Here is a 12,957-nt window from a genome sequence, read left to right on the forward strand (position 1 = left end):
AAGACTTCCATAGCCGTAGTTTAGACCTGGATATCCTGATGATGGAAGAGGAGATCATCAATTCTGAAGATCTTATCCTGCCGCATCCTCATATGCAAAAGCGGCGTTTCGTTTTGCAGCCGCTGGCAGATATCGCTGCAAAGGAGATCCATCCCGTGCTGAATATTTCTATCGAAAAAATGCTGAACCAGCTTGGAGATGCTGATGAAGTAACGCCGACTGACGAGAAGCTGAAGATTCCGAACAGGAAATTCGGATTTACAGGCTGTAATTATATCGCTGTTGAAGGGAATATTGGAGCAGGGAAGACCAGTTTTTCCACTATGGTTTCTCAGGATTTCAACGCCAAACTTATCCTGGAACGATTTAAGGATAATCCATTTCTTCCGAAATTCTACGAGAACAAGGAGCGATATGCTTTTCCGTTGGAAATGTCCTTCCTGGCCGATCGCTACCAGCAGCTGGCCGATGATCTTGCCCAGTACGACCTGTTCAAGGATTTTGTGATCTCTGATTATGATGTGTTTAAATCCCTGATCTTTGCCAAGATCACCCTGCATGAAGATGAATATTCGCTATACCATAAGCTGTTTAACCTAATGTATAAAGAGCTGGTAAAACCCGATCTTTACATCTATCTCTATCAGAATACCGATCGTCTGTTGGAAAATATCAAGACCCGCGGCAGGGATTATGAACAAAACATCCAGCCCGATTACCTGGTGGAGATCAATAAATCCTATTTGAGTTTTATTAAGTCACAAACCAAACTCAGGGTTCAGATCATCGATATCTCTGAGAAAGATTTCGTGAATAACCGTAAAGATTATCTTGATCTGCTAAGTGAAATTGAAGTAAAAATTTAGAAGAGGTCTTTATTTTACCGCTTTAAGTTTTGAGAACAGGTCCCAAAGCACCACGCCTGCACTAACGGCTATATTTAAAGAATGCTTGCTGCCCAGCTGTGGAATTTCGATTATCCCATCGCTTGCTGAAACCACTTTTTGCTGAACTCCCTTAACCTCATTTCCGAAAACCACAGCTAATTTTTGGTCTGGTTCAGGCTTAAATTTATCCAGCATAATTGCGCCTTCCGCTTGTTCTATGGCATAAACCTTTACGCCGTCCTGCTGGAGTTTGGTTACAATTTCCAGGACATCTTCAGCATATTCCCAGCTAACGGTATCGGTAGCGCCCAGGGCCGTTTTCTGAATGTCTTTATGGGGAGGTTGCGCAGTGATTCCGCAGAGATAGATCTTTTCAATCAAAAAAGCATCTGAAGTTCTGAAAACCGAGCCAATATTGTTTAAACTCCGGATGTTATCCAGGATCACAATAATGGGAGTCTTACTGGCTTCTTTGAATTCTTCTACCGTCTTACGGTCGAGTTCGCTGTTCTTTAATTTTCGGTTATGCATAGGCGCAAAATTAGTAAGAATGGGAGGGATTATACAACTTAAGTATGAAAAGATAGGTATAGGTTAGGGATAACCTTAAAACCTTGGCCAGCAGCGAGAAAAATCTTGAAATATCCTTGATCAATGGCCGTAGGATTTTGGAATTTTAGTTTTATATTTAGAAGTATAAAATATATTTTTTCTATGAAGACTTCCTCATTTTCCCTTCTGTCCATTTTGTTCTTCCTGTCATTTAGCCTCACAGCTCAAAATATCAATAAGAAAGATACACGTCTGCTATCAAAGCCGGCTATGAGTGATACTCAAATCGCTTTTATATATGCTGAAGATCTCTGGGTTGCAAATAAAGATGGTTCTTCTCCCAAACGTCTTACGGTAGACGACGGGATCGAATCCAATCCTGTTTTTTCACCAGATGGAAGCTCAATAGCTTTTAATGCAGAGTATGATGGAAATACAGATGTCTATGTAGTTTCATCTGCAGGAGGTATTCCCGAACGTCTAACCTGGCACCCCGGGAATGATTTGGTTCGTGCCTTTACCCCAGATGGTGATGCCGTTCTTTTCGCTTCACAGCGCAGCGTTTTTACCAATAGGTTTACTAAACTATTTGAAGTCTCTGTGAGTGGCGGGCAGGTTAAAGAACTGGAGATCCCAAATGCTTTTTGGGCAGATTATTCCGAAGATGGGAGGTACATTGCTTATACACCGCTTTATGAAGTTTTCAACCAGTGGAAATACTATCGTGGGGGTACGGCTTCCCGTATCTGGATCTATGATACTAATGATCATTCCGTAATTGAAATCCCAAAGCCTGAAAGCGGGAGTAACGATACGAGGCCTCAATGGCTGGGAGATAAAATCTATTTTAGAAGTGATAGAAATGGAGAATTCAATTTGTTTAGTTATGATTTGAATTCCAAAGAGATAACCCAACATACCAATTATGAAGATTTCCCGGTACTGGATCTTTCTGCCGGGGACAATGAGATCATTTTCGAACAGGCCGGCTATCTGCATACTTTCAATCCGGCAAATAACAGCACCACAAAACTTCAAATAGGCATCGCGACAGATCTGCTTGAATTGCGACCACGTTTTGTAAAAGGTGATGAGTATATACGCAGTGCTTCAATTTCTCCCACAGGTGCCAGAGTGGTGATGGATTTTAGAGGTGAGGTGGTTACTGTACCCGGCGAGAAGGGTGATGTTGTGAATATAACATCCACTCCGGGGGTACATGAAAAATATCCTGTTTGGTCTCCAAATGGGAAATTCATCGCTTATTTTAGTGATGAAAGTGGAGAATATGCCCTTCACGTCCACGATCAAAGTGAACAAAAGGAGCCACAGAAATTCGAACTTGATGGTACCGGGTTTTATGCCTATCCTCGCTGGTCACCAGACAGTAAAAAAATTAGTTTTGTAGACAATGGCCGTAACCTTTATGTGCTCAATACAGACTCCGGCCGGGTAACAAAAGTGTCTGAAGACGAACGCTACATGCCCGGGGTTTTTCGGGATCTATTTGGCAGCTGGTCTCACGATTCAAATTGGATAAGTTATACCGCAGTAACGGGAACGAGCTTTGAACAGGCGTATGTATATTCGCTTTCTGAAGACAAATCCTATCCTATTTCAGATGGCTTTTCCAGCGTTTCCAGCCCAGTGTTTGATCCTAGCGGAAAATACCTGTACATGCTTGCTTCAACAGATGCTGGCCCTGTTGTGAACTGGTTTGATCAATCTAACCTGGATATGGAAATGACCAGTACTATTTACCTGGTTACTTTACAAAAAGATGTAGAATCTCCCTTTGCAAGAGAGAATGATGTTGAAAAGATAGAGCAGGCAGAGAAGGAAGAGGAGAAACAGAAGAAGGCTGAAGAAGAAGACAAAGAGATCAAAGCCCCTGACCTTAAAATCGATTTTGATGGGATAGAGAACAGGATTGTAGATGTTCCGGTTCCGGCAGGTAATTATGCTTACCTCAATTCACCAAAGGAAGGAAATCTATATTATTTATCCTATCCCCCTCACGAGCAAAATAAGGGAACTCTAAATATGTATGATCTTAAGAAAAGGGAGAATAAGGAAATTATGCCTGTAACTTCCTATGAGATTTCAGCAAATGCTAAGATGATACTTTATAAGGCAGAAGATAAATGGGGAATAGCTGAAATTGATAAAATCGAGGAAAAACGCCTCCTAAATACCGGGGATATCCAGGTGAAAATAGATCCTGTAGCAGAGTGGCCCAATATCTTTAATGAGGCCTGGAGGGTTAACAGGGACTATTTTTATGATCCGGAAATGCACGGGGTAGATTGGGATGCGATGAAGGAGAAATATGAGCCCTTTATTGGTGATGTTACTTCCCGCAGCGATCTTTACAGGGTAATGGAATGGATGTTCAGTGAACTTGGAGTGGGACATCATCGATTTTCCAGCAGGGGAGATAGACTTCATACCCAGGAATCTGTTAAAGGCGGGCTTCTTGGTGCAGATTATAGTATTGAAAATGATAGATACCGGTTTGAAAAGATCTATGGAGGACTTAACTGGAATCCTAATCTAAGGTCCCCTCTTACCGAGCCGGGAGTTGATGTAAAAAAGGGCGATTATATTCTGGAGGTGAATGGGGAAGAGTTAAAGGCCGGTGATAATATTTATAAATTTTTTGAAAATACTGCCGATAAAATAGTCATGCTTACAGTGGGACCAGATCCAAACATGAGGAACTCCAGAAAAGTAAAAGTAACCCCTGTGGAAAATGAAGGGGCTTTGCGAAACCGCGATTGGGTAGAAGGGAATATTAAAAAAGTACATGAAGCCACCAACGGTAGGGTAGCCTATGTATATGTGCCAAATACCACCACTGCGGGACATGAATATTTTAAGCGCTATTTCTTTCCCCAGGCAAATAAGCAGGCTATCATTGTAGATGAGCGTTTTAATGGTGGAGGCCAGCTGGCAGATTATGTTATAGATATTCTTAAAAAGCCGGAGCAGGCGCACTGGAGGTTCCGCTATGGAAAGGACCTTAAATCACCTAGTGCTTCCATACAGGGGCCTAAGGTGATGATAACAGATGAAACTGCAGGTTCCGGCGGGGATTACCTGCCGTGGATGTTCAGAAAATTCGACCTGGGTACCATCGTGGGGAAAACTACCTGGGGTGGTCTTGTGGGAGTGCTGGGTTACCCGGAATTTATAGACGGCGGTTCTGTTACCGCACCCAATGTTGCTTTTTATACTGAAGAAGGTTTTCGTGTGGAGAACGAAGGAGTGGCTCCGGATGTGGAGGTAGAACAATGGCCGGAAGAGGTGATTGATGGGAGGGATCCTCAATTGGAAAAAGCCATAGAGATCGTCCTGAAACAACTCGATGAAAATCCGCCGGCAGAAGTACCTTCGCCGCAATACCCAAAGAAGGGAAATAATTAAAATAATGTGCCTTTTCTTTAGCTGAACTGAAAATCTTACAATATGAAAATGAAAACAGATTTGCTGCTAAAGGATCTTTCAGAAATGACGAGGACAAACCTTAATAGCAGCCGGGAGTTTTTACAAAGAACTGCTGTGGAACTCAATCACAGACCGGCAAGCGAAAGCTGGAGCGCCCTAGAGTGCCTGGCACATCTCAACCTTTATGGGGATTTTTATCTGCCGGAGATAGAAAGGGCTTTAGAATCTTCCAGGCATTCCACGGAAGAAGATTTTAAAAGCGGACTCCTGGGAAATTATTTTGCTAAAATGATGCTTCCGGGGGGAAAGCTTAAAAAGATGAAAACTTTTAAAGAGAAAGATCCTTTTGGAAGTGATCTTGATAAAACTACAATTGAAAAATTCATCAGGCAGCAGGAGCAGTTGCTGGATCTTCTATGCAGATCTTCCCAGGTAAGTCTCACCCGAACAAAAACAGCTATTAGTATAAGCAAGCTTTTAAAATTAAGGCTGGGAGATACCTTTAGGGTTGTGATCTATCATAACCAGAGGCATCTGGTTCAAGCTCAAAAAGCCCTTGCAACCAATAAATAAAATCAACCGGCTGCCTAAACCAGAGTAGCTTTTTTTAAATAATTTCGATCTTAAAATATGAAGTACCATTCCTCTTTTTACCTATTTACTGTTTTAATTTTTTGATGATGTCTACAAAGATTCATATGATCTGCTAATATCAAATGTGAATATTGTTGGTGTGAGATCTGAAATACAGCGGGTGGATGAGTCACTAAAGTTATTGAAGTCGGGAAAGTGCTTAATAGTGGGGATTTAAAGAAATCGGTTAGGGATGTAATGAGGCAAAATGAGGATGGTAATGCAGTTGAAGATAGGAATGGAAAATTATGGAGATAAAGAAAGTGTTGCTGAAAATCAGTTATTTATAGCAAATTTGGGAAAATCCCTCCTTCATTGAGCTGCAAAATATATTACCTTTCGCAAAAAACAAATTGAGATGATACAGAGTGGATTTATGGGGATTGTGTTTTTACTTTTTAGCTTTAGTTTAATCGGAGACACCGTTCAGGTAGAAGATATGATGGTAAACAGTTACACCGTGGAATGCGTGGGTGAGATGGAAGGAAACTGCCTTTTAGTGCAGGAAGGGGACGAGATAGGGACAGAAGACTGGAACCTGTTTTATTATGAAGATAGTATTTCGGGTTTTGATTATGAACCGGGATATATTTATCATCTAAAAGTGCAAAAAAAGAAAGTTAAGAATCTACCTATGGATGGTTCTTCAATTTCTTACAGGCTGATAAAGATAGTTTCCAAGGAGAAGGTGTAACTTTATTTCTGCTCATTTTTTAATGTTTTATTAAGAGGAAGTTTATATTTTAGAGGACTGTTAACTAATTTTGATTCACTTTTCTAATGAGTAAACAAAGAGATCGTAAGGTTTTATCGTTCCTGGGAGGTATTGTTGTGCTATTTGTAATCTTCGCTTTTATAAACCGGGACGAGATTAAAAAAGGCTATGAAGCCGGAATGAATACTGAATGCGAAACCAGATGTGATTAAACCTGAATTTGATAGCCTCATCGCATTTTCTGAGATTCTGTTTAAAATTATCAACCTGTTTTAGCAAAAAATTAAACTTGCATAGTTTTTAGAATGCTATCTTTCCTCTAAAATTTCCGTTGCCAAGACCGAAACAATCCCTGGAACCCAATAAAATAAGCTTTAAAATGAGCTTTGCCTCGCTGAAGTTTATTCCCCGTTTTTTTAATGAAATACGGAAGGTTAATCCCGGGCTTTTTTATGCCAATATCACAGCTCGCCTGTTCAATGCCGTTATCCCGGTATTGATGCTGTGGATAGGAAAACTGATTATTGATGAGGTGGTACTACAGATCGCTGCCGATCCAAAAGATCTGGAAAGACTCTGGATTCTGGTAGGCCTTGAATTTGGACTGGCAATCTTATCAGATCTATTAAGTCGCGGAATTAATCTGAGCGATGCTCTGCTGGGAGACCAGTATTCCATCAATACCTCGGTTAAGATCATTAAAAAAACTTCAGAACTAAATCTCGACCAGTTAGAGGATTCTGATTTTTACGACAAGCTGGAAAGGGCACGACAGCAAACCACGGGTAGAGTTGGGCTTATGTCCAATATCCTCACTCAAGCCGAAGACCTGGTGGTGATTTTTTCCCTGCTGGCAGGGGTGGTGGTCTTTGAACCCTGGCTGATTATTCTGCTGGTGGTTTCCGTGATTCCCACCGTGATCAATGAAATTAAATTTAGCGGCACAAGTTATTCCCTGGCCCGCAGCTGGACACAGGAACGCCGTGAACTGGACTATCTTCGGTATGCCGGTGCGAGCGATGTTACTGCTAAGGAGGTGAAATTATTCGGACTCTCAAATTATCTGGCTCAACGTTTTAAAAGACTTTCAGATAAATATTACGAACAAAGTAAAAAGCTGGCTAAGCAACGGGCTGCCTGGGGCTCATTCTTTAATATAATTGGAACCGGAGCCTACTATGCGGCATATGTGCTGATAGTAATGCGAACCGTAGCCGGAGTATTTTCTCTGGGAGACCTCACTTTTCTTTCGGGCTCTTTTAACCGTTTACGAACCAAACTCCAGGGGTTCTTTACCCGGTTCACGGCAATAACGGAGAGTGCACTCTACCTTCAGGATTATTTTGAATTTCTGGATTTGCGTTATCCTGAAGATGATTCCGAAGACAAACTTCCTCTCCCAAAGAAGATCAGTAAAGGTTTCGAATTTAAAGATGTTGGGTTCAAGTATCCGAAATCTGAGGCATGGGTGGTGAGGCACATTAATTTCGAACTTAAAGCCGGTGAAAAACTTGCTTTTGTGGGGGAGAATGGTGCAGGGAAAACCACACTTATAAAATTATTGCTGCGTTTTTATGAACCTACAGAAGGAGAGATCCTGCTGGACGGGAAACCTGTAAAGGCTTACAATAAGACAGAATATCAGCAGTATTTCGGAGTTATTTTTCAGGATTTTGTGAAATTCGAACTTACCCTTAAAGAGAACATTGCCATGGGAGAAATTGCGGAAATTCAGAACTTAGATCGCATAGAACAAGCTGCTGAGAAAAGTCTTGCAAAAGAGGTGGTGAATGCATTGCCTAAAGGTTATGACCAGCAACTTGGAAGACGATTTAAACAAGGGAAAGACCTTTCGGGTGGCCAGTGGCAAAAGATCGCTATTGCCCGAGCCTATATGAAAGATGCTGAAGTGCTTATTCTCGATGAACCCACCTCGGCCCTGGATGCCCGCGCGGAAACTGAAGCCTTTCAGCGATTTATTCAACTTACCGAAGGAAAAACTGCAGTGATTATCTCACATCGCTTCAGCACAGTGCGTATCGCTGACAGGATTATGGTGTTAAAGGAAGGTACGGTTCTGGAAATAGGCACCCACGAAGAGCTGATGCAAAATGACAAGCTTTACGCCGAACTTTTCCGCTTGCAAGCAGCAGGTTATCAGTAAAATTATGTCCATCAATTCAAGCTTAACCCTTTTTGAATAAGATTAATTATGTTTTTAAGCTGATTTTTAGGGGAATTATTTACATCTTTGGAATCTAATTTTATTCAGTTTTTAACATAATTTAGTATTTAAAGTGAAAAAATATCTCTGGTTTGCTCTTTCATTTTTCGTTTTTTGTAATTATACTCTCAAGGCTCAGGAAGAATTTAAATCGGGCTACTTAGTTGATCTGGAGTCGGATACCCTTCGTGGATTCATCAAGGAAGACACTGATGCCCGCCTTGCTAAAAGCCTTACTTTTAAAACCAGTTTACAGGATTCTGGCTCCAAAGAATATACCCCAAAAGAACTAAAGGCCTTCGGTTTTGATTACGGAAGAAACTTCAAAAGACAAAGAAGCAACCTGAAAGACTCCCCAGGTTTTGTTTTTACCAAAAGACTCTTGAAGGGAAAAACAGACCTCTATGTTTGGAGGAAAAAAGGCCAATCAAAACCCGATATGTTCATCACCAATAATGAGATCGATAAAACGGTTCATTTGGTAAATCCCTCCAAAAGAAAACTCACTGCTGAAGATGGTAAGAAATTTAGCGGAAAAGACAGGAAATACCTTGGTTTGTTAAATAGTATTAAGACAGAACAACAGGTTCAGGACCGAAAGGATATTCGATTTAGCGAAAAAAGGATATACGAAGACCTTCTGGATTATAACAGGCAGTTTTCTGAAAATCATCCAGTTTCAGAATATGAGGAAAAACAGGTCAATCGCTATGAGATATTGGTTGGAATGCCCTTGGAAAATGCTGCAGGCGCAACACAATTCCGGGTTTCAATTTTAAGAGATAAACAACGAATTGAAAGATCAAGAAACTGGAGTTACCTAAGGGGAATCTCTTACAGGCATTGGGGCAATGAAGATAGAGAACTTCCCGATTTTAAAAATGGTACCGCCAATTATCGCTGGCAGACTTTAAGCCTTATTCCAATAGGGGTGAAATACCAAAGCGCTAAAGGGGTGATTAGACCTTACGCTTATGCCGGGCTGGGAGCTGGCTTATTATTAATGACCGATTATGTGATCGAGAATTATGAAAACACCGGAAATGATAAGGTGTTTGGTTTTGGTCCTACTGCAAATATTGGGGCTGGATTAAAAATAAAACTTGGTGATGGCTATTTGCTCACCGAAATTACCCCCACCATCGATGGTGTATTTTTTAATGGAGTGACTCCACCTATGGAAGCATTCTTTTTTAATCTGGGATATTCTTTTTAAGAAGCCTGTGGTTTAGTTTTCTGTATCGGTTTTTAATTCTGAGATTTTTTCTGAAATCAACAGGACTTAGTAAAATTTTTTTTCAATCCGGGATACCCAGGGACCGCGGAAATTCCGGTAATTCCTAAAAAGCTGTCAATAAGTTGAAGCAAAAGGCCTAACTTAAATTTTTGATAAAAAACAGGAATAAGTACTTTAGCAGCTACCTAAAACTCAAAGCAGTGTCAGTAAAGAAATCTCCTAAAGTAACCCCTTTAATGAAGCAGTACAACGCTATTAAGGCGAAGTACCCTGATGCTTTGCTGCTCTTCAGGGTGGGCGATTTTTATGAGACCTTCGGCGAAGATGCGGTTAAAACCGCTCGTATTCTCAATATTGTTTGTACCAACCGGAATAATGGCAGCGAGCGTACCGAGCTGGCAGGATTTCCGCATCATTCCCTGAACACCTATCTTCCAAAACTGGTGAAGGCAGGGGAGCGGGTCGCAATATGCGATCAGCTGGAAGACCCGAAAATGACCAAAACCATCGTCAAGCGTGGCGTAACAGAACTCGTTACTCCCGGAGTGGCAATGAGTGATGAGGTACTGCAAAGCAAATCCAATAATTTTCTTTGTGCGGTTCACTTCGGAAAAAAGACCCTGGGGGTTTCCTTCCTCGATGTTTCCACCGGCGAATTCCTGACCGCCCAGGGAAATACTGAATATATAGACAAATTGCTTCAGAATTTCAGTCCGAGTGAGGTTCTTATCCAGAAGAAATTCAAGAAGGATTTTGCGAATTCCTTTGGGGAGGATTTTCACTGTTTTTATCTCGAGGACTGGGTTTTTAAATCAGATTTCGCTTATGAAACCCTGAATGAACATTTTCAAACTAAATCCCTGAAAGGCTTTGGAGTGGAGCATCTGGAAGAAGGAGTGATAGCTTCGGGTGCAGTTTTGCACTACCTGGCGGAGACCCGTCACGATAAGCTTCAGCATATAAATGCGGTTAATCGCATTGCTGAAGAGGAATATGTCTGGATGGACCGTTTTACCATAAGAAACCTCGAGCTTTATCATTCAACCGCTGCAAATGCAGTGACCCTGCTGGATGTCATCGATAAGACTATTTCTCCTATGGGAGGAAGGTTGCTCAAGCGCTGGCTGGCCCTTCCGCTGAAGAATTCAGAGAAAATAAGACAAAGACATCAGGTGGTGGAATTCCTGCTGGAAAATCCGGAAGTACTGGAAGAAATTCAGCAGCATATAAAACAGATCAGTGACCTGGAGCGGCTTATCTCTAAAGTAGCGACTACCAAAGTCAGCCCGCGGGAAGTAAATCAGCTCAAACACTCCCTGGACGCCGTTGTGCCTATTAAGGCCCTCGCATTGGAATCGGAGAATGAAGCGATAAAGATAATCGGAGACCAGTTAAACGACTGTAATTTGCTTCGGGAGAAAATTGGGCAGAGCCTTAATGAGGAGGCTCCCGTAAATATCCAGAAAGGGAATTGCATTAAAGAAGGCTTTTCCGAAGAACTGGATGAGCTGCGAAAGATCGCTTTTTCCGGTAAGGATTACCTCGATAATATGCTTCAACGCGAAACCCGGGCAACGGGAATTTCCTCTCTGAAGATTGGAAATAACAACGTTTACGGCTACTATATCGAAGTGCGGAATACGCATAAAGATAAGGTGCCCGAGGAATGGATTCGCAAACAAACCCTTGTAAATGCCGAGCGTTACATCACCGAAGAGCTTAAGGAATATGAAGGCAAAATTCTTGGAGCTGAAGAAAAGATCCTGCACCTGGAACAACAGTTGTTCGGCCAGTTGGTGCTGTGGATGGGTGATTATATCCAGCCTGTGCAACAAAACGCGCAACTTATCGCTCGCCTGGATTGCCTGGGTTCCTTTGCGGTTCAGGCCAGGACTGAAAATTACTGCAAGCCGGAAATAATGGAAGGCTATGAGCTGGAGATTAGCGAGGGGAGGCACCCCGTTATCGAAAAGCAACTCCCAATTGGTGAGAACTATGTGACCAACAACCTGCATCTGGACCGGGAAAACCAGCAGGTGATCATGATCACCGGCCCCAATATGAGTGGTAAGTCGGCTATTTTGAGGCAAACCGCGCTGATCGTGCTCATGGCCCAGATGGGTAGTTTTGTACCGGCCAAATCGGCTGAGATCGGACTGGTAGACAAGATTTTTACCCGGGTGGGAGCCAGCGATAATATCTCTATGGGCGAGTCGACCTTTATGGTAGAGATGAACGAAACGGCGAGTATTCTTAATAATATTTCAGACCGAAGCCTGGTGCTGCTCGATGAAATTGGTAGGGGTACAAGTACTTACGACGGGATTTCGATTGCCTGGGCAATCAGTGAATACCTGCATGAACATCCTGCCAGGCCAAAGACGCTTTTTGCGACGCATTACCACGAGCTCAATGAGATGTGCGACACCTTTGATCGTATCAAAAACTTTAATGTTTCGGTAAAAGAACTGAAGGATAATGTGCTTTTCCTTCGGAAACTGGTGCCGGGAGGCAGTGAGCACAGTTTTGGGATACACGTGGCCAGGATGGCCGGGATGCCTCAGCAGGTACTGCATCGCGCCAATAAGATCCTGGCAAAGCTCGAAAAATCCCATTCTATGGAAGATTCAGGCGAGATCCTGAAGAAATCGGCTGAAGATGAACTGCAGCTGAGTTTCTTTAACCTGGACGATCCCCTGCTGGAAGAACTCAAGGAGGAATTATTGCAAATAGATATTGATACCCTTACTCCCGTGGAAGCCCTGATGAAGCTTAATGAGATCAAGCGAATGCTGGCGGTTAAGACGAAAAAAGCCAGAACTTAGGCCCGGAAGTATTGAAGCTTAAGCGCTTAGTTTTCCGCTCTCAAAAACTAGATTCTTTTTTGTTGAAAAGACTTTGACATTATAAGATTTATATTAAATTTGCATCCGCAATAGCAGTTGCGACCACGATTGGATTCGTGGCAGTTCTTTTAAAACGCGAAAATAGCTCAGTTGGTAGAGCGCCACCTTGCCAAGGTGGAGGTCGCGGGTTCGAATCCCGTTTTTCGCTCTGAAATTATTTACGCTCGGGTGGTGGAATTGGTAGACACGTTGGACTTAAAATCCAATGAACAGCAACGTTCGTACGGGTTCAAGTCCCGTCCCGAGTACCAAAAGCCTTGTTAATCGACTGATTTTCAAGGCTTTTTTATTTTGGTTGCCAAACATATGCCAAATATTTTTATAATGTTATCCAATTGCATTCTGTTAATTTCAAT

At 42.1% G+C, this 12,957-nt stretch carries 9 protein-coding genes and 2 tRNA genes; 10 read left to right on the top strand and 1 reads right to left on the bottom strand.

Annotated features, from left to right (window positions below; genetic code table 11):
* Positions 1 to 866, top strand: an 866-nt coding sequence (locus tag ACESK1_RS09630) for a deoxynucleoside kinase (protein WP_372919972.1), incomplete at its 5' end; no start/stop codon positions are given.
* A gap of 9 nt (positions 867 to 875) precedes the next feature.
* Here ACESK1_RS09630 and ACESK1_RS09635 read toward each other — a convergent pair.
* Entirely contained in the window at positions 876 to 1,418 is a 543-nt protein-coding gene (locus ACESK1_RS09635) for an RNA methyltransferase (RefSeq protein WP_372919973.1), read from the bottom strand.
* A gap of 183 nt (positions 1,419 to 1,601) precedes the next feature.
* Here ACESK1_RS09635 and ACESK1_RS09640 point away from each other — a divergent pair, with 183 nt between their 5' ends.
* The 9 genes from ACESK1_RS09640 (at position 1,602) to ACESK1_RS09680 (ending at position 12,852) form a co-directional block, all read left to right on the top strand.
* A complete protein-coding gene (locus tag ACESK1_RS09640; protein ID WP_372919974.1) occupies positions 1,602 to 4,865 on the top strand; it encodes a PDZ domain-containing protein in 3,264 nt (1,087 codons plus the stop codon).
* Positions 4,866 to 4,907: 42 nt separating this feature from the next.
* A complete protein-coding gene (locus ACESK1_RS09645; protein WP_372919975.1) occupies positions 4,908 to 5,459 on the top strand; it encodes a DinB family protein in 552 nt (183 codons plus the stop codon).
* A gap of 418 nt (positions 5,460 to 5,877) precedes the next feature.
* The gene (locus tag ACESK1_RS09650; protein ID WP_372919976.1) at positions 5,878 to 6,213 is read left to right on the top strand and encodes a DUF4377 domain-containing protein; all 336 of its coding nucleotides are present in this window, start codon (positions 5,878 to 5,880) and stop codon (positions 6,211 to 6,213) included.
* A gap of 86 nt (positions 6,214 to 6,299) precedes the next feature.
* Positions 6,300 to 6,446, top strand: coding sequence for a hypothetical protein (locus ACESK1_RS09655; RefSeq protein ID WP_372919977.1), 147 nt, complete (start codon positions 6,300 to 6,302; stop codon positions 6,444 to 6,446).
* A 167-nt stretch (positions 6,447 to 6,613) separates the two neighbouring features.
* Positions 6,614 to 8,398 carry an ABC transporter ATP-binding protein gene (locus ACESK1_RS09660; RefSeq protein WP_372919978.1) on the top strand — a complete coding sequence of 595 codons (1,785 nt, stop codon included), beginning with the start codon at positions 6,614 to 6,616 and terminating at the stop codon, positions 8,396 to 8,398.
* Between the two features lie 133 nt (positions 8,399 to 8,531).
* Positions 8,532 to 9,674, top strand: coding sequence for a hypothetical protein (locus ACESK1_RS09665; protein ID WP_372919979.1), 1,143 nt, complete (start codon positions 8,532 to 8,534; stop codon positions 9,672 to 9,674).
* A gap of 257 nt (positions 9,675 to 9,931) precedes the next feature.
* Complete coding sequence (gene mutS, locus ACESK1_RS09670) at positions 9,932 to 12,520, top strand: DNA mismatch repair protein MutS (RefSeq protein WP_372919980.1); 2,589 nt, start codon at positions 9,932 to 9,934, stop codon at positions 12,518 to 12,520.
* Positions 12,521 to 12,676: 156 nt separating this feature from the next.
* A tRNA-Gly gene (locus ACESK1_RS09675) sits at positions 12,677 to 12,749 on the top strand.
* Positions 12,750 to 12,763: 14 nt separating this feature from the next.
* Positions 12,764 to 12,852: transfer RNA gene (locus tag ACESK1_RS09680), tRNA-Leu, on the top strand.
* The last annotated feature ends 105 nt before the right edge of the window (positions 12,853 to 12,957 follow it).

The sequence above is a fragment of the Salegentibacter sp. genome (assembly GCF_041642575.1).
In the GTDB taxonomy this organism is placed as follows: Bacteria; Bacteroidota; Bacteroidia; order Flavobacteriales; family Flavobacteriaceae; genus Salegentibacter.